This is a genomic window from Nocardia nova (genome assembly GCF_002933465.1).
Classification (GTDB): domain Bacteria; phylum Actinomycetota; class Actinomycetes; order Mycobacteriales; family Mycobacteriaceae; genus Nocardia; species Nocardia nova_B.
This window is the reverse complement of sequence record NZ_PSZE01000031.1, coordinates 64,963-81,364: the sequence shown is the minus strand read 5'-3', so window position 1 is coordinate 81,364 and position 16,402 is coordinate 64,963. Positions and strand designations below refer to the sequence as shown.

General features: G+C 68.3%; 17 protein-coding genes and 2 pseudogenes. 14 read left to right on the top strand and 5 right to left on the bottom strand.

Annotated elements, in window-relative coordinates:
• The coding region (locus C5E41_RS27760; RefSeq protein ID WP_258081304.1) for a MarR family winged helix-turn-helix transcriptional regulator at positions 1 to 413 on the bottom strand (413 nt) is incomplete at its 3' end.
• A gap of 185 nt (positions 414 to 598) precedes the next feature.
• Between C5E41_RS27760 and C5E41_RS27755 the strand changes: the two genes are divergently transcribed.
• The 7 genes from C5E41_RS27755 to C5E41_RS27725 all read left to right on the top strand — a co-directional run bounded on the left by C5E41_RS27755 (position 599) and on the right by C5E41_RS27725 (position 6,632).
• Entirely contained in the window at positions 599 to 1,300 is a 702-nt protein-coding gene (locus C5E41_RS27755) for a type 1 glutamine amidotransferase domain-containing protein (RefSeq protein ID WP_104378693.1), read from the top strand.
• Positions 1,297 to 1,647 (top strand): UBP-type zinc finger domain-containing protein, encoded by a 351-nt coding sequence (locus tag C5E41_RS27750; RefSeq protein ID WP_063016149.1) that lies wholly within the window; start codon positions 1,297 to 1,299, stop codon positions 1,645 to 1,647. The genes C5E41_RS27755 and C5E41_RS27750 overlap by 4 nt, the downstream gene beginning before the upstream one ends.
• Positions 1,648 to 1,767: 120 nt before the next feature.
• Positions 1,768 to 2,322 carry a flavodoxin domain-containing protein gene (locus C5E41_RS27745; protein ID WP_104378675.1) on the top strand — a complete coding sequence of 185 codons (555 nt, stop codon included), beginning with the start codon at positions 1,768 to 1,770 and terminating at the stop codon, positions 2,320 to 2,322.
• 36 nt (positions 2,323 to 2,358) lie between these two features.
• Positions 2,359 to 2,871 (top strand): flavodoxin domain-containing protein, encoded by a 513-nt coding sequence (locus C5E41_RS27740; protein WP_219823266.1) that lies wholly within the window; start codon positions 2,359 to 2,361, stop codon positions 2,869 to 2,871.
• A gap of 288 nt (positions 2,872 to 3,159) precedes the next feature.
• The gene (locus C5E41_RS27735) at positions 3,160 to 4,416 is read left to right on the top strand and encodes a tyrosine-type recombinase/integrase (protein WP_104378673.1); all 1,257 of its coding nucleotides are present in this window, start codon (positions 3,160 to 3,162) and stop codon (positions 4,414 to 4,416) included.
• Between the two features lie 1,059 nt (positions 4,417 to 5,475).
• The gene (locus C5E41_RS35410) at positions 5,476 to 6,138 is read left to right on the top strand and encodes a site-specific integrase (protein WP_258081303.1); all 663 of its coding nucleotides are present in this window, start codon (positions 5,476 to 5,478) and stop codon (positions 6,136 to 6,138) included.
• A 167-nt stretch (positions 6,139 to 6,305) separates the two neighbouring features.
• The gene (locus C5E41_RS27725) at positions 6,306 to 6,632 is read left to right on the top strand and encodes an immunity protein Imm33 domain-containing protein (RefSeq protein WP_104378692.1); all 327 of its coding nucleotides are present in this window, start codon (positions 6,306 to 6,308) and stop codon (positions 6,630 to 6,632) included.
• A gap of 204 nt (positions 6,633 to 6,836) precedes the next feature.
• Here C5E41_RS27725 and C5E41_RS27720 read toward each other — a convergent pair whose 3' ends face one another.
• Positions 6,837 to 7,739 carry a LysR family transcriptional regulator gene (locus tag C5E41_RS27720; RefSeq protein ID WP_104378672.1) on the bottom strand — a complete coding sequence of 301 codons (903 nt, stop codon included), beginning with the start codon at positions 7,737 to 7,739 and terminating at the stop codon, positions 6,837 to 6,839.
• A 79-nt stretch (positions 7,740 to 7,818) separates the two neighbouring features.
• Here C5E41_RS27720 and C5E41_RS27715 point away from each other — a divergent pair, with 79 nt between their 5' ends.
• Both C5E41_RS27715 and C5E41_RS36315 read left to right on the top strand, forming a co-directional pair.
• Complete coding sequence (locus C5E41_RS27715; protein ID WP_104378671.1) at positions 7,819 to 8,475, top strand: SDR family oxidoreductase; 657 nt, start codon at positions 7,819 to 7,821, stop codon at positions 8,473 to 8,475.
• 390 nt (positions 8,476 to 8,865) lie between these two features.
• Positions 8,866 to 8,949: pseudogene (locus C5E41_RS36315) on the top strand (sigma factor-like helix-turn-helix DNA-binding protein); the annotation flags it as partial.
• 3 nt (positions 8,950 to 8,952) lie between these two features.
• Here the strand turns inward: C5E41_RS36315 and C5E41_RS27710 are convergent.
• Positions 8,953 to 9,642: a class I SAM-dependent methyltransferase gene (locus C5E41_RS27710; protein WP_219823265.1), complete on the bottom strand. Its 690-nt coding sequence runs from the start codon at positions 9,640 to 9,642 to the stop codon at positions 8,953 to 8,955.
• A gap of 83 nt (positions 9,643 to 9,725) precedes the next feature.
• Positions 9,726 to 11,255: a PucR family transcriptional regulator gene (locus C5E41_RS27705; protein ID WP_104378670.1), complete on the bottom strand. Its 1,530-nt coding sequence runs from the start codon at positions 11,253 to 11,255 to the stop codon at positions 9,726 to 9,728.
• A 200-nt stretch (positions 11,256 to 11,455) separates the two neighbouring features.
• On the opposite strand from C5E41_RS27705, the gene C5E41_RS27700 reads away from it, so the two are divergent.
• Both C5E41_RS27700 and C5E41_RS27695 read left to right on the top strand, forming a co-directional pair.
• The gene (locus tag C5E41_RS27700) at positions 11,456 to 11,902 is read left to right on the top strand and encodes a GreA/GreB family elongation factor (RefSeq protein ID WP_104378691.1); all 447 of its coding nucleotides are present in this window, start codon (positions 11,456 to 11,458) and stop codon (positions 11,900 to 11,902) included.
• Between the two features lie 40 nt (positions 11,903 to 11,942).
• Positions 11,943 to 12,200, top strand: a complete 258-nt coding sequence (locus C5E41_RS27695; protein ID WP_104378669.1) for a hypothetical protein — start codon at positions 11,943 to 11,945, stop codon at positions 12,198 to 12,200.
• A 6-nt stretch (positions 12,201 to 12,206) separates the two neighbouring features.
• Here C5E41_RS27695 and C5E41_RS27690 read toward each other — a convergent pair whose 3' ends face one another.
• The gene (locus C5E41_RS27690) at positions 12,207 to 12,449 is read right to left on the bottom strand and encodes a hypothetical protein (RefSeq protein WP_104378690.1); all 243 of its coding nucleotides are present in this window, start codon (positions 12,447 to 12,449) and stop codon (positions 12,207 to 12,209) included.
• Between the two features lie 238 nt (positions 12,450 to 12,687).
• On the opposite strand from C5E41_RS27690, the gene C5E41_RS27685 reads away from it, so the two are divergent.
• From C5E41_RS27685 to C5E41_RS27675, 3 genes and pseudogenes are all read left to right on the top strand, one after another.
• Entirely contained in the window at positions 12,688 to 13,557 is an 870-nt protein-coding gene (locus C5E41_RS27685) for a class II glutamine amidotransferase (RefSeq protein WP_104378689.1), read from the top strand.
• A gap of 207 nt (positions 13,558 to 13,764) precedes the next feature.
• A pseudogene (locus C5E41_RS27680) lies at positions 13,765 to 14,587 on the top strand (acetyl-CoA acetyltransferase); the annotation flags it as partial.
• Between the two features lie 30 nt (positions 14,588 to 14,617).
• A complete protein-coding gene (locus C5E41_RS27675) occupies positions 14,618 to 16,375 on the top strand; it encodes a DUF3556 domain-containing protein (RefSeq protein ID WP_104378668.1) in 1,758 nt (585 codons plus the stop codon).
• Positions 16,376 to 16,402: the final 27 nt, after the last annotated feature.

Below are 16,402 nucleotides of genomic sequence, written 5' to 3'. Positions count from 1 at the left end.
CCGCGGATGAGGTCGTCGCGTTCGGCCGGTGTGAGGGCGTCGAGGGCGGTGGCGACGATGTCGTGGCGGCGTCTGCGGATGTCGTCGACGTCGCGCTGGACGTGGGCGGGCAGGCTCAGGCGCATGACGCGGCGATCGGCGGGGTCGGGTTCGCGGACGAGGAGGTCGTCTTTGACGAGTGCGGTGACGAAGGTGGAGACGCTGTTGGGAGCCAGTCCCATGTCGGCGGCGGCGGATTTGACGGAGATGTGGGGGTTGCGGCCGACGAGGCGCAGGAATTCGGCTTGGGAGGCGCTGACGCCGGGCCGGTCGAAGGATCGGCCGGCGATGCGGCCGACTTGGCGGCGGAAGCGGCCGAAGGCGCTCATGAGCCGAGGGACCAGCTCGGCGTGGGCGGTGGTTGGGGTGGTCACCTCCACACAACACCTCTGACTCAGAGCTATTTTCCTGTGAGTCTCCCCCGGGCTCCGGGCGGCTCGGGCGATCGGCGCCTGTGTTAGGTTGTGATCGACGTCACGTGGCCGGCGGCGTGCCCGGATCGGACGACAGTGATCTCGGACGGCCGGTCGCCCATCGCACGGACCGGAAGGAGATCGCTGTGGCCACCGACCGAATTCTGGTCATCGTCACCAATGCCGGGGAGTACGAGAAGGTCGGCTATCGCACCGGGCTGTGGCTCGGCGAGCTGACCCATTTCTACGACTACGTCACCGAACAGGGCTATGCCGTCGACATCGCCAGTCCCGCAGGCGGATTCGTGCCCATCGATCCGGAGAGCCTGGCTCGCGACGTCCTGGCCGACCTCGGCACCGACCGCCGTTACCGCGATCGGGAATTCATGGATCTGCTCGACCACACGCGCAGCATCGGCGAGATCGAGGTCGAGGATTACGACGCGATCTATTTCACCGGCGGGCACGGGGTCATGTTCGACTTCGGTGGCGACGATCTCGGCGCGCTGACCGGGGCGTTCCACGACAGCGGCCGCGTGGTGTCGGCGGTATGCCACGGGCCGGTCGGATTGCTGAACGTTCCGCTGGAAAGCGGGGCCGCGCTGATCGCCGGGCGGCGGGTGACCGGGTTCTCGTGGCCGGAGGAGGAAGCCGCCCAGCGGGCCGACGCGGTACCGTTCAGCCTTCAGGACGAACTCGTGAAATTGGGCGCCGACTACAGCATGGCCGAGGAGCCGTTCGGAGTCCACGTCGTGACCGACGGGCGGCTGATCACTGGCCAGAATCCCGCCAGTGCCCGCGGCGTGGCCGAAGCTGTGGTCGCGACCCTGAGAGGAGATCAGCGGTGAGCGATTCCGGCAGCGATATCGATGTCGAGGTGCCCGCCAGCGGGACCGGTTGTGCGGAGTGTGTCGCCGCCGGCGGCTGGTGGGTGCATCTGCGTCGGTGCGCGCGCTGCGGGCATGTGGGTTGCTGCGACACCTCCCCCGCCCAGCACGCCACCGCCCACTTCCGCAGCACCGGCCATCCGATCATCCAAAGCTTCGAACCGGGTGAGGACTGGTTCTACGACTACCGCGACGGTGCGGTCGGTGAGGGGCCGCAATTGGCGCCGCCGACCAGCCGGCCGGAGACGCAGCCGGTGCCGGGGCCGGCGGGGAAGGTGCCCGCCGACTGGCAGGACCATATCCACTGACGCGGCGCCGGGTCGGTGGGCCCGGCGGTTTCGGAGGTGGCCCACTGGGGACGTTCGTCCTCGTCGCATGAGGTACGCCGCCTCTGGGAGGTGTCGCGGGCCGGAGCGCAGGCTCGACGTATGACTCACGAAACTGTTCGCATCGCAGTCGTTTTCGCCACGTCGCAGGGCTCGACCCGGGAGATCGCCGACTATATCGGGGCCGCGCTGGCCAACCGCGGAGCCGATGTGGAGGTGGCCGACGTGGCGCATGCGCCCGAGTTGTCGCGGTTCGACGCGGTGGTCCTCGGCAGTGCCGTGCACAACATGGACGTGCTTCCCGAGATGTCGGGGTTCGTTCGAAGTCACCGCTACGAGCTGACCGCGACGAATGTGTGGTTGTTCACCGTGGGGCTCGGACCGGCGCTGCGGGGGCCGATCGGGCGGCGGATGGGCAGAAGCGTGCCGCGGAAGATCGCCGCGCTGCGCGATTCGATTCACCCGGTCGGCTACCGCGCCTTCGCGGGGCATTTCGAGAACGTGGGAGTGTCGCTGAAGGCGCGCGTCGTCTACCGCCTGCTCGGCGGCGGGCGCTTCGGTGACCTGCGCGACTGGCCCGCGATCGGCGAATGGACGGCGACGATCGGCCGGATTCTGCTTCTGCCCCAGCCCGCCGCGAATATCGCCTACCCGTAGTCCGCCACCGAGCGGCCGGTGAGAGGAAGGTGCACCGTGACATCCGAACCTGTTCTCGTGGCGTATGGCTCCACACGGGGCGGTACTGCCGAAATGGCGGAGTGGATCGGCGAGGCGCTGCGCTCGGCCGGTGTCGACGCCGAGGTCCGCAATGCGCGTGAGGTTCGCTCCCTCGCCGGCTATGGGGCGGTGGTCCTCGGCGGTGCACTCTATACCGGTCGCTGGCATCGCCACGCCCGCCGCTTCGCCCGTCGTTTCGCGCGGCAGTTGCGCATGCGGCCGGTCTGGCTGTTCGCCAGTGGGCCGCTGGACGACTCGCTCACCGCCGGCGGTCCCGAAAAGGTTCCGGGAATCAAAGCCGTCGAGCGAGCCGCACGTCGCGTGAATGCCCGGGATTACACGATTTTCGGTGGCCGCCTGCAGGCCGATGCTCACGGTTTCCCGGCTGCGGCGATGGCCAAGACGATGGCGGGTGATTTCCGTGACCCGCAGCGTGTTCGTCAGTGGGCGACCGGTCGTGCCGCCGAGCTCATCCCGGGCCCGCGTTGATCCCTCCGCCGGGCCGGTATCGGGCTGTCGTTCAGGGCTCGTGTGGGTGAGCTGCTCAGCGCCGATCGCGGCCGTCGAAGCCGCCCCGCCGATCGCCTGGGAGCGAGCCGCGCGGATCGTCTCGTGCCCGGCTGGAAGCCGTTGTCGGCGAGATCATCGCGCGCGATCGCGAGGCCGGTGCGCTGCGGGAGGACTGCACCGCCGCGGACGCTCCGTTGACTGAACTAACTCCGGGGGTTGGGCAGGTCGAGGGGCACGTAGTCCGAGCCCGGTCGGTAGCTTGCCCGCGTGATCGAATCACAAGAGAACCACCGCGATCTCGCGAGTCTGGCAGTGCCGCGCTCGGGCCGGTTGGAGGCCACCGGCGAGCACGCCGAGCCGTATCGGCTGCTGGATGGCGGCGGGGTGGTGGTCGAGCCAGTGGCGTTGTTTCTGCGAGAGCTGCTGGCGGCGGGGCGGTCGGCGGCGACGCTGCGTTCGTATGGCATGGACCTGTTGCGGTGGTGGCGGTTCCTGCAGGCGGTCGAAATCGGTTGGGACCGCGCGACCCGCGCCGAGGCCCGCGATTTCAGTTGCTGGATCCAGCTGACGGTGAAACCACGGCGTGGGGGCGATCGTTCAAGCAGCACTGGTGGATTGAATGGCGTTGCGGGAGCACCAAATCCGATCACCGGAAAGCCTGCGCTGGTGGATGGATACGCTCCGGCGACGGTGGCACACTCGGAGACGGTGTTGCGCAGCTTCTACGACTTCCACCGCGACGCGGGCACCGGGCCGATCCTGAATCCGTTCCCGCTCGATCCGTCCCGGCGTTCCCGACGAGCGCCCGCGCACCACAATCCGATGGATGGATGGGCGCGTGGACGGGTGGGCCGTTACCGGCCGAAGGTTCCGTATCGGGTTCCCCGCGCGATTCCCGATCACCGGTTCAACGAGTTGTTCGCAGCGCTGGGGTCGAATCGGGATCGGGCGCTGGTGGCGTTCTGGATCTCGACCGGGGTGCGGGCGGCGGAGCTGTTGGGGGTCCGGCACTGCGACGTCGACCCTGGCCAGCAATTGATCACCGTGGTGCGCAAGGGAACTCGCGCGATCCAGCAGGTTCCCGCGTCGGCGGATGCGTTCGTCTGGCTGCGGTTGTATCAGGAGGAGTCGCACGGCCAGATTCCCCGCGGCCGCATGCAGCCGGTGTGGTGGACGCTGCGGCGACCTCGCAGGCCGTTGAATTACCATGCCGCGCACCGGATGTTCGTGCGAGCCAACGCTGTTCTCGGAGCGGATTGGACATTGCACGACCTGCGCCACAGCGCAGCCGCGAGAATGGCCCGGGACCCGCAGCTCACGCTCAGCGACGTGCAGTTGGTCTTGGGACACGCGCACCTGTCCACCACCGAGATCTACTTGACCCCGAACAGGGACGAGGTGACCGCCGGAGTTCTGGCCCATCATGCCCGCACCGCCGACCAGCGCCCTGAACCTGTGCCTCCGCCGCCGGCACCGGGCTACGACCCAAAGGCGTTGAGCGTGTTGTTCGGGAGGGCGCTGTGACCTTCCTAGTCAAGCACAGCACCCGCAAGCCGCTGCCTGCGGTCGCCTCGGTCGCTGCCGAGCAGCGGTTGCGGAATGGCCAGCTGCGCAACGAATTCCCGCCACGACCCATCGAAGCATGGTGGCCGCACACAGCAGCGCCGACCGAGGAGGTCCAGCAGCGATTGACCGCCGGGGCATTCCTGCCCGCCGCGAACGGCACCCGAGCCGGCCGCCGACGCGGAGTCGCCAAGATGGTGCGCTGGCTCTCATCGTTCCCGGGTGACACCTGGCAGGACCGATGGTTGGCCAGCGGCGTCGAAGAACGTCCAGGAGCAGGATGGACCGACCTGCCGATGGCCTGGTTGGAATCGCACGGCGGTCCCGCGTCCTACGATGCGACCGACCTGCTGATGCTGATCTGCGGCGATGTGCTCCGTCCTGGGATGCCGTGGATGCTGACCCGCACACATCGGCACTTGGCCGCGGTGATGGCACAGGTCAGGGATCCGAACGGCTTCGCTCGGCTGGCAGCGCTGGCTGCTGCCGAACCCGCCAGCTCCCGAGCCGACGCGCAGATCGCCACGACCCGCATTGCCGTGATCCTGGCCTGCAAGGGTGGCACTGTCGCCGACATCGTCGTCGGCGACTGCGCCGAACTGGTCGACACCATGCGCCGAGTCCAGACCCGCGGCGGCCAGAAAAAGGTCGACTTCTATCTCCGGTTACGTGCCCTGGGCGTCTTCCCAGACCACGCACCCCACAGCATCCGCGCATTCGGGTTGGCCGGGGGACGGTTGACGATCGAGCAGCAGATCCCTCCGGAAGTGGTGCGCGCCTGGAAGAACGAAATCAGCACAGTCGAACGCACCACGATCAGCACCACCGGCGAACGGATCAAAATTCCGGTGCCACGGCTGAACCTGAAGGACGAACTGATGCGAGTCCGGGCGCTGTACCTCGACATCGCACACTGGGCCGTCGAAGACCCAGCTCGCTGGGGGGCCGTGGGTCGCGCCCTGCCCGATCACCGACACCGAAATTCAGAAGGCCAAGGATCGCCGACACCGCAAGGCGCGCATGGATCAGCGCACCCACGAACGGTTGCCCGTCCTGCCCGTGCTCGCGCGCACCGAATATCGGCTGCCCAGCACTGGCGAACTGGTCCCGCTGCTGCAGATCGCGCCGTCGAAGACCGACACCGAACGCTTACTGCTGGTCAGTCCCGAACTGGCCGACATTCTCAGCACCATCGTCCAACGCTTACGCAGCCCGGACGGCTCCATCCCGCTGGTCGTCTCCTACGACGTCAGAGAGAGAATCTGGAATCCGCCCATGCCGGTGCTGTTCCAGCGCGGGATCGGCAACGAGCGCCGCGCCTTCACCCCAACCGCGATCCGGAAGCTGCTCATCAACACGCTCGCCGCGACTGGCCTCACCGACCCGAACGGCGACCCGCTGCTCTTCAGCCCTCACGATTTCCGGAGGATCTTCGTCACCGACGCCATCATGAACGGCCTGCCGCCGCACATCGCCCAAGTCATCTGCGGGCACAAGAGCATCGATACGACCATGGGCTACAAGGAAGGCTGGCTCGGCGAAGTTGAGGGCCTCCAAGTCAGCTATGCCGGTGTCAAAGACAAGCTCGCCCAGATAGACGCCACACTCAGACGAACAGCGACAGGAACCGACCTCGGCATCCCAACGTTCGGGTCCATCTCCGGACGAGCTTCTGCCCCGTGACATCCCGACCATCGCCGAGTAAGACCTCGGCATGGTTCGGCACACTTCGATCGGCCTTGAAGAGACTGTGGCCGTTTCGAACCGCGCACTATGCGGCATAATCGGATGGACGGTGTTTGCCGCAATCTTGATCATCGGGTACGACATTGGTCGTGGAGCCGAACTGGATGAAGACCCTCGAAATGCAGCAAAGCGTCTGTGCCAGATATGGATTGACCGGAGTACCTCCGGAGCCGATGGTCGCCCTCGCTGTGGAGACAGTGGGTGCGATGCCCATCTACGGCACGAGGCTCGAGTTGGGTGATGGCGACAACGTCGGGTGGTTTCTCCACTGCGGCGAGTTCTCCGACGCCACCGATTTCTACGGGCCTGTGCATACCGATCACTTGAAACAATTACTGCCACAGGTGATCAGCTATCTGCGCCTTCCTCCAGGTAGTCGGTTCATTATCGACGACCGAGGCTACGAAGATGTATGGACCGAGCTGGCCTGACATCGACGACTCGAAATTGTCCGACACTCGGCAAAAGAGTGCGTTCAGGCGACGCCGGATGGGCATGGCCAGTTAGTTCAGAGAAGCGTACCTGCTCGTCGGTGCGATCTCGGTGACGATTCGCACCGGCAGCGGGGATTGGCGGCGCCTGCTCGAACCGATGCCCGACGGCTTACGGCCGCCGCACCTGGTAGCCGTCGCGGATCAGCCGAGTTGTCTTGCGGCCGAGGGGTTCACGGGGACGCCGCGGTCGACGAGGTCGGAGGCGAAGCGGCGCAGCAGTGGGTCGGTGGGGGTGGCGAGGAGGCAGACTAGATCGCGGGACACGCTGGGGTGCAAGCGTTTCAGGGTCCCCGGCAGGCCGGGGCCGAGGGCGGTGACGGGGACCAGGGCGATGCCGAGTCCGGCGGCGGCCAGTTGTGCCGCGGTGGCAGCCTGCCGGGTGCGCATGACCGGGCTGAGGGTGACGCCGTGGGCGGCGGCTCGGGCGTCGAGCCAGCCGGCGAGGCCGTTGTCGGGGTGGTAGTGCACCAGCGGTTGGTCGTGGAGGTCGTCGAAGCTGAGCCGATCATGCCGGGTCAGGGCGTGGTCGGCGGGAAGGACGGCCACGATCTCCTCGGTGCCGACGAGGTCGGATGCGCCGGTCCAGCGAGTCGGCCGGGGTCCCACAGCCAGGTCGGCCGTTCCGGATTCGAGATGGTGGACGAGGTCGTCGGCGCTCGCGGCTTCGGTGAGCGTCACGTGCACCGCGGGGTGGCGACGGAACCAGGTACGCAGTACGGGGGCGAGCAGACTCGCGGTCAGGCTTTCCGCGCATGCCAGCCGCAACAGGCCGCCTTCGCCCCTGGCCACGGCCCGGCCGCCGTCGACGACGCGAGTAGCCGCGCGCAACGCGGCACGGGCATCGGCCTCCACGGCGCGGCCGATGGCGGTCGCGCGCACTCCGCGCGGTAGTCGTTGCAAGACCGGTGCGCCGATCTCGCGTTCGAGCGCCGCCAGTTGGTGCGAGAGCGCGGGTTGCGACATGTGCAGTGCGGTGGCGGCGTCGGTGATCGACCCGGCGTCGAGCACGGCGATGAGGCATTCCAGTGCCCGCAGCGTTGGCATTCGCATATCCTATGGCATCCATCGAAAACATTCATTCGGCGAAGGGATTATTCGACGCTGTTGCGCTGCTGAACCGGGCATGACAACGCTGCAAGACAAGACGATGCTTATCGTCGGCGCCGGATCGGGCATCGGTCGCCGTCTCGCCTTCGACGCTGAAGCGCAAGGGGCGCAGGTCGTTTCGGTGGGAAGACCCGAAGTGGACCTGGCCGACGAGGCGACCGTGCGCGCCGTGGCCGAACGTATCGGCGAGGTGGACTACCTGGTGTCACTGGCCGCCGACCATGCCAACGGCCCGGTCACCGCCCTCGACCACAGTGCGGTGCGCCGCGCCTTCGACGCCAAGGTGATCGGGCCGATTCTGCTCGCCAAGCACTTCGCTCCGCGATTCCGCACCGGCGGTGCGATGCTGCTGTTCTCCGGCGTCGCGGCGTGGCGCCCGTCCCCGGGACGGACGGTGATGGCCACCACCAACGCCGCGGCCGCCGCTCTGGCCGAGGCGCTGGCGGTCGAGCTGGCGCCGGTGCGTGTCACCGCGATCTCCCCCGGCATCGTCGACTCGGGTGTGTGGGACGGCCCCGGGAAGGAGGAGTTCTTCCGGACCGTCGCCGATCGCAATCCGGCTCGCCGGGTCGGTACTCCGGCCGACATCTCCGCCGCGGCACTGCTGGCGCTGACCAACCCCTTCCTCACCGGCACCACTCTGCATGTCGACGGCGGCGCGAGACTGGCGTGAGAATCGCTCTGTTCGTCTGCGCCGCATTGCTTCTCGGTGCCTGCTCGGCGCAGCCGCCGCACCCGGGCGACCCCGTCGATCGTTCCAGCGACCTGGTCGTACCGCGAGCAGTGCACATCGACGGCGGACTCGGCGCCGACCGGGCCGCAAATGCGCGGGCGTTGGCGGCGCATTCGGCGTGGTCGCTGCTGGCGGTGATCGTGGTGTCGGTGCGCATCGCCACCGGCGGCGGACAACCGCGGTTGGCGCTCGCGGTCGGGCTGCTGCTGTTCGTGTCGGTGGTCAGCGCCCTGCCCGCGTTGCAGATCCTCTACTGGCTGCTGCGCACCGAATCGCTGTCGGACCCGCTGACCGAACTGCTGAACCGCCGCGGCCTCGAGATCCGGCGTCGAACGAGCAGAGTCGCTGTCGATGGCATTGCTGGTGGTCCTCGAGACGCTGTCACCGCTCGAGCGGGCGGTCTTCGTGCTGCATTGCTCAGCGTGAACCGGGCGTTCCGGCCGGCCGGTGCCGACGGGCCGCCGCCGCACTATCATTCGACCTCGGCCGAGCTGTTCTACCTGCTCGACGGACGGCTGCGGGTGCTCGCCGGAGACGACATCCACGAGATCCGTAGGTGCCGGGCTCGTCCCACACCTGCGGCGCGGGATCGAAATAGTCGTAGGCGACGGTGCGGCCGTCGTCCTCGGCGAGAATGTCGCCGAACGGGTGGAATTCGGTCAGGTACAGGAAGCCGCCCGGCGTGAGCAACTCGGCCACCACCGACGCCCAGCGCACCAGATCCGGCAACCAGACCAGGGCGCCGACACCGGTGTAGACGATGTCGAAGCGATTGCGGTCCAGTGCCGTCACCGCGTCGTAGACGTTGGCGGCCACGAACCGTGCGCCGCTGACACCGATGCGGGCGGCCAGGTCGGTCGCGGTGCGGACAGCGGGCTCGGAGAAGTCCACGCCCGTGACGTTCGCGCCGCGGCGCGCCCACGCCAAGGTGTCGGTGCCGATATGACATTGCAAGTGCAGCAGGCGGTTTCCGCGCACGTCGCCGACCTCGTCGGGTTCGAAGTCGCGCAGCGGCTCGACACCGGCGACGAAACCGTCCAGATCGTAGAACTCGCTCGTGACGTGAATCGGCACGCGCTCGTCCCAATTGGCGCGGTTGAGTTCCACCCACTTGCCGGCCTGCGCGTCTGCTCACGCCGCGCGACGTTAGCCCGGCCGAGGCACCGCCTCCACCGATTTTCCGCCGGAGCTCAGCCGGTGTGGATCGACAAGGCGATGAGCATCGCCGTGCGCTTGGCCGGATCATCCGGATCCAGAAAGTCCAGCTCGCGCATCCGCCGCATCCGATGACGCACGGTATTGGGATGTACGGCCAGGGTGCGGGCCGCGATGGCGGGATCGCCGTGGGCTTCGAGCCAGGCCTTCAACGTGGGCAGGTACTGGGTGCCGGCCCGCTCGTCGATCTCCGCCAGCTGGGCGACGGGATCTCGGGACGGGAGCCGGCCGGTGGAGGCCATCGACCGCAGGCGCTGGATCAGGACCCGGTCCCAGGCAGTGTCGTAGCACGCCGGTCCCGGGGTGGCCGTCGCCGGCAGTGCCATGCACTCGTCGGCCTCCTGGCGGCTCGCGGGCAGCTCCCGCGCGTCGGCGGTGCCGCCGATCCCGGCGACCACGGTCATGTGCGCGGGCAGGCTCGCGGCGATATCGGCGATCCACCGATACGCCGGCGCGGGGTCGTCACCGGCCGGCAGCAGTGTGTAGACGGTATTGCCGAACAGCGTGCTGCGGCCCACGCGCGACCAGCCGAAACCGGTGGTGGCGCGCTCGAACGCGAGCAGGATGCCGGCGTTGCGTTCCTGCTCGGCGTGGGCTTGTAAGGCGATGACACGCAGATTGCGCGCCGGGAGGCCGAGCTTGCCGATCGCGGCCTCCGCGTCGGGACTGCCTTCGATCAGCTCGATGACCAGCTCCGATTCGACCTGCCGTTCCAGATCCGCACTCACGCGCGACCGCAGCAGATGCAGCGCGACGGTGTGCGCGCCCTCCTGCAGGATTCTGGCCCGATCCGCCGAGAGCGGCTCGCGGCCCGACACCCACACCGAACCCAGCAGCTCCCGGCCCGCGCGCACCGCGGCCACGGTGCGCCCGTGCAGCCCGTGCTCGGGCGCGGGCGGGATGTAGCGCGGCGCATCGGAGCGGGCGAGGTGGGCGAAAATGCCCTGCTCCTCGAAGAATCGGCGTACCCGATCGGGCATGCGCCGCCCCAGAATGGTGTCCGAGCGGACCGGGTCGGTGTCATGGTGGGCGGTGGAGTAGGCCATCACGCGCGAGAGCTGATCCTCGATGGTGACCGGTCCGTCCAGGGAGGCGGAGATGGTATCGGCCAAGGCGAACAGATCGCTGGGCCCCCGCCCGGATTCGGTTTCGCGGCCTTCGAGCACGAGCCCGTAGACCACCGAGGCGATCTGGCTCCAGGACACGCTCGGGTCGACGGTCATCAGAGCCGGGCCGCGATCGTCGAGCAGCCGGCGGATCCGGGCATCCGGTGTCTCGGACGTGCGGGCCACGATCACGCCGGCTCGGGCGTCGATGCCCAGGGCGAGCGCTTCGGCCAGGTCGGCCGCGCCGACGGCGAGGAACACGTCGCCGGTGGCCGCGTGTGGGCGGATCGGGTCGTGGACCGCGACGCTGTGGATCTCGACGGTGCGGTCCACGACGGTGCCGTGGAGGCGAGCGCCGTAGCGGCTCACGATGTTGATCAACCGATCCAGTTTCACCATCGGTGCGGATCACCGCTCCTTCCTGAACATCGGGTGAGCGCCACAATGTTCCCCGCTGATAATGCGTGCCGCCAAGATTGTTTCCTCTCGACAATGTAGCGGGTGTGCCGATGGGTCACCCTGGAGGTGGACCCTCGGTGCGGCGGATGCGGTGCCTTCCGGGGGCCGGGGTGTTGTCGGCAGTGGACGAAGAGAATGAGATGACCGGAACGGAAGGCGTCTGGTTGACGCAGGACGCGTACGAGCGGCTACGGCGGGAATTGCTGGAGTTGCGGGCGGCGCAGCACGGTCCCGGCGACGAGGACGGACAGTCCGCGGCCGGGCGGCGGTTGCGCCGGCTGGAGTTGGAGGAGTTGCTGGATCGTGCCGTGGTCGGGCAGGCGCCCGCCGACGACGGCATCGCCGAACCCGGGATGGTGCTGACCGTCCGGTTCGACGACGAGCAGACCGAAACATTCCTGCTGGGCCGGCGCGACGGCGCCGACACCGAGGAGCTGGAGGTCTATTCGCCCGAGTCGCCGCTGGGCAGCGCACTCACCGGCGCCCGGCCTGGGCAGGTGTGCTCGTACCGGATTCCCAGTGGGGCGTCGGTGAAGGTGACGTTGCTCGAGGCAGTCCCCTACGGCATGCACCTGCGACGGCGTTGATCGCGGTCGGCCGCGGCGGGCTCGGCCGGAAAATGAGGTCGTGGAGATGGATTGGCCACATCTGCTCAGGTTCGTCGGTGTCACCGTCGCGTTCTCGGCACTGGTGCTGCTGATCCTGGTGCCGCGGAAGGTGACGCGCCGACTGTGCTCGCACTGCGGGCACTCCAACATTGTGCACGACCCGGTATCGGGCCGCTGCCGCAGCGCCGTCGACGCAGGCGTCCTCGTCTCGCGCGACAGCGGCGCCGGGCGGCCGGCCGAGCGCTGCCGATGCCAGGACTATCGCGGCGAACGGTGACCGGCCTCAGGAGTGTGCGCGGCCCGGTTGCCGGCGTCCGGCGAGGAAGTAGGCGATCGGCACCGCGCCGGCCGAGTTGAGCAGCGTGACCGCGGTCGCCCACCGCAGTTTCGACCCTCGGATCTCGCCGGCCGGCCGGCGCGCGATATCGATGAGCGCCGCGACTTTCAAGAGCGCTTCGACCACGGTCGCGGCCACGATCAGCCGCCGCGTCCGCTCGTCCAGCTCGTTCCACCGTTTCCTCGCCACGAGCACCCCTTTCCAGCTCCGCCGCGTTGCGATCACCTCATAGTGCACGGCGGGCAACCGTCGATCCAGGGTCGAAGGGCCTCGCGTTTCGCCACGGCCGGGTAGGGTCGGTTCGGCGGCCCCGGGCCGCGTGATCGGTGCGGTTCTCCGGTGGCCGTGCACTGAATATCGAAGCGCGACAAGCATTTTCGTCCGAGTCGGATGGCCGGTCCGTGCCGGTGCGGCGGAAGGTGAATCGATGTGCCGATTGTTCGGGCTCAGCGCGGCACCGCAGCGGGTGCACGCGACGTTCTGGTTGCTGGAGGCCTCCGACAGCCTGGCGCGACAGAGTCGCCGCGAACCCGACGGCACCGGGCTGGGCACCTTCGAACCCGACGGCCGGCCGCTGGTGCGCAAGCAGCCCATCGCCGCCTACGAGGACAAGCAGTTCGTGCGCGAGGCCATGGAGTGCGAATCGGCGACCTTCCTCGCCCACGTGCGCTACGCCTCCACCGGGGCGACGGTCGCGGCCAACACCCACCCGTTCGAGCAACACGGGCGGCTGTTCGCCCACAACGGTGTCGTCGGGGGCCTGCCGGAACTGGAACGCGCGCTGGGTGACTACCGCGATCTGGTCGCCGGGCAAACCGATTCCGAGCGGGTCTTCGCGCTCGTCACCCGATGCATCGACGAACACGACGGCGATGTCGTCGCCGGGATCGGCGCGGCGGTCGGGTGGATCGCGGACAACCTGCCGGTGTTCGCGCTGAACTTCGTGCTCACCACCGCACAGGATCTGTGGGCGCTGCGCTATCCCGGCACCCACGACCTGTTCGTCCTCGAACGAGCCGCGGGCGGACCCGGCGGCGGCGAACATCTCCACCACGCCGGCACCGGCCCTATCCGCGCCCACTCCCCCGCGCTCGCCGACCATCCGGCCGTGGTGATCGCCACCGAACGCATGGACAGCGATCCCGGCTGGCGTGATCTGCCGGTAGGTCGGCTGCTGCACGTCGGACCCGATCTGGTGACCACCCGCCACACTGTCGTCGACCACGCGCCGCGGCACCGGCTCACCCTCGCCGATCTCGGCGAGCATGCCGCGGCCTCACAGCGAGCCACCACCTGAGACAAACGTCTGTAACAGGTTCTATTTCCCGTGTTACTGTCACTGCCATGAGACGGGGAGCCGGCACGGCCGCGCGCAGTGGTGGGGTTCGCTGATGGTGGATTCGCGGACACCGGTCGTCGTGGGCGTCGGACAGGCGATCGACCGCATCGACAGTTCCGAGTATCGGCAGCTGTCGTCGGTCGCGATCGCCGCCGCGGCTGCCCGCGCGTGGGCGCGAAACCACAGCAGTATCGGCTGGAAATGGGAAAACTGCTGGCGCCGTTCACGTGCGTGGCCGCGAAGAACCCCCTCGCCCGCCGCGCAGGTCGAGCGCAGCGCCGAGGAACTGGCGACCGTCACCGACGCGAACCGGATGATCTGCGACCCGTTTCCGCGCCTGATGGTGGCTCGCGATCTGGTCAACCTCGGCGCCGCGGCCACCGCGTGGGCGGCGGCGCGAGAAGCGTTGCGGGTGGCCGGAATCGGGCTCGACGACCTCACCACCCTCGATCTCTACAGCTGCTTCCCCGTCGCGGTGTTCAACTTCTGCGACGGCACCGGACTGGCCACCGACGACCCACGCGGGCTCACCGTGACCGGCGGGCTGCCGTTCTTCGGCGGCCCCGGAAACAACTACTCGATGCACGCGATCGCCGAGACCGTGGCCCGGATGCGTGACCAGCCGGGCGCTTTCGGCCTGGTGGGCGCCAACGGCGGCATCATGAGCAAATACTCGGTCGGGGTGTATTCGACCACGTCGGCGCCCTGGGAGCCCGACCGCAGCGCACACCTGCGGCGCGCCGTGGCGTCGGCCCCGCAGGTGCCCAGCCGGGCGCGCGCCGACGGGCCGGCCCGGATCGAAACCTACACCGTGCGCCACGCATTCGAGCCGCGCACCGGACTGGTCGTCGGGCGCCTGCACGCCGACGACAGCCGGTTCCTGGCGATCATGGCGTCGGAAAGCCTTGCCGCGGTGGACGATCCGATCGGCCGCGACATCCTCGCCACGTCGAGCGAGAAGGGCAACACCGCGGTCATGGTGCCGTGACCGGCCGCGGACGCGGGAACGGAGAGAGTGATGGGGTTCGTCCAGCCGGAACTGCCGGTCGTCGATCAACAGCAGTGGCAGAACAGCGGCCGCAGTGAGCGCATCCGGCTCATGGCGCGGCACTGGGCCGAGGTCGGCTTCGGCACACCGGTGGTGCTGCATCTGTTCTACGTCGTCAAGATCTGCGTCTACATCCTCGGTGGCTGGCTGTTCGCGCTGAGCACCAGCGGCATCGACGGATTCACCGATGTGGGCCGCTGGTGGTCGGAACCGATCGTGTTCGAAAAGGCCGTGCTCTACACGATGCTGTTCGAGGTGATCGGGCTCGGTTGCGGGTTCGGGCCGCTCAACAACCGCTACTTCCCGCCGATGGGCTCGATTCTGTACTGGCTGCGGCCCACAACGATCCGGCTCCCACCGTGGCCGCGCGTCGTCCCGCTGACCCGCGGCACCGCCCGCACCCCGGTCGACGCCGCGCTCTACGCACTGCTGCTGGTGGTGCTGCTGTGGGCGCTGCTGTCCGACGGTACCGGCCCGATCCACGCCCTCGACACCACAGTCGGACTGTTGCCGGCCTGGCAGGTCGGCCTCGTCGTCGCCGTGCTGGCGGTGCTGGGACTGCGCGACAAGGTGATCTTCCTGGCCGCGCGCGGCGAGGTGTACGGTTCGCTCGCGGTGGCGTTCCTGTTCGGCGGCGCCGATGCGATCCTCGCCGCGAAACTCGTCTTCGTCGTCATCTGGATGGGTGCGGCGACCTCGAAGCTGAACCGGCACTTCCCGTTCGTGGTCTCGACCATGATGTCCAACAGCCCGATTGTGCGTCCGCGATGGTTGAAGCGCCGCTTCTTCGCCGACTTCCCCGACGATTTGCGGCCGGGCCGGTTGTCGCGGTTCGTCGCCCACAGTGGCACCGCGGTGGAGATGTGCGCGCCGATCGTGCTGTTCTTCTCCCACGGCGGCTGGCCCACCACCGTGGCGGCGGTGATCCTGGTGTGCTTCCACCTGGCGATCCTCACCGCCATCCCGATGGGCGTACCGCTCGAGTGGAACGTGTTCATGATGTTCGGGCTCGGGGTGCTGTTCGTCGCCCACGCCGATGTCGGCGTCGCCGACGCGACGCATCCCTGGCTGCCGGTGCTGTTGTTCGCGGTCCTCGTCGCGATCGTGATCACCGGCAACCTGCTGCCCTCACGGATCTCGTTCCTGCCCGGTATGCGCTACTACGCCGGCAACTGGGACACCACGGTGTGGTGCATCAAACCCTCCGCGGCGCAGAAGATCGACCGCAACATCGTCGCGATCGCGAGCATGCCGCAGGCGCAGATGGAGCGCTACTACGGCAAGGACCGGGCCCAGATCCCGTTGTATCTCGGCTACGCCTTCCGCGCCATGAACACCCACGGCCGCGCCCTGTTCACCCTCGTGCATCGCGCCATGCCCGCCGGCCGCGAGGACGAATACACCATCACCGACGGTGAACGCATCTGCAGCACCGCGATCGGCTGGAACTTCGGCGACGGGCACATGCACAACGAACAACTCATCGCCGCCCTGCAGCAGCGCTGCCACTTCGAACCCGGCGAAGTCCGAGTCGTGCTGCTCGACGCCCAGCCCATCCACACCCAGGTGCAGGCCTACCGCCTCGTCGACGCCGCCACCGGCGAATTCGAAAGGGGCACAGTGCGAGTTGCGGACATGGTGGAAAGCCAGCCGTGGGCCGACAACCTCCCCGTCCACGTCACCAGCACCGCCGGCCCGGCAGTCACCGATTCGCACCCAGCTCCCTGACGAACATCCTCGCCAACGGATCGATCG

Bases quoted from the DNA above. Each gene is read 5' to 3' on its own strand.
- C5E41_RS27715 (WP_104378671.1), top strand. From the start codon at position 7,819: ATGACAACGCTGCAAGACAAGACGATGCTTATCGTCGGCGCCGGATCG.
- C5E41_RS27725 (WP_104378692.1), top strand. From the start codon at position 6,306: ATGAAGACCCTCGAAATGCAGCAAAGCGTCTGTGCCAGATATGGATTG.
- C5E41_RS27685 (WP_104378689.1), top strand. From the start codon at position 12,688: ATGTGCCGATTGTTCGGGCTCAGCGCGGCACCGCAGCGGGTGCACGCG.
- C5E41_RS27700 (WP_104378691.1), top strand. From the start codon at position 11,456: ATGACCGGAACGGAAGGCGTCTGGTTGACGCAGGACGCGTACGAGCGG.
- C5E41_RS27675 (WP_104378668.1), top strand. From the start codon at position 14,618: ATGGGGTTCGTCCAGCCGGAACTGCCGGTCGTCGATCAACAGCAGTGG.
- C5E41_RS27705 (WP_104378670.1), bottom strand. From the start codon at position 11,255: ATGGTGAAACTGGATCGGTTGATCAACATCGTGAGCCGCTACGGCGCT.
- C5E41_RS27720 (WP_104378672.1), bottom strand. From the start codon at position 7,739: ATGCCAACGCTGCGGGCACTGGAATGCCTCATCGCCGTGCTCGACGCC.
- C5E41_RS35410 (WP_258081303.1), top strand. From the start codon at position 5,476: ATGGATCAGCGCACCCACGAACGGTTGCCCGTCCTGCCCGTGCTCGCG.
- C5E41_RS27745 (WP_104378675.1), top strand. From the start codon at position 1,768: ATGACTCACGAAACTGTTCGCATCGCAGTCGTTTTCGCCACGTCGCAG.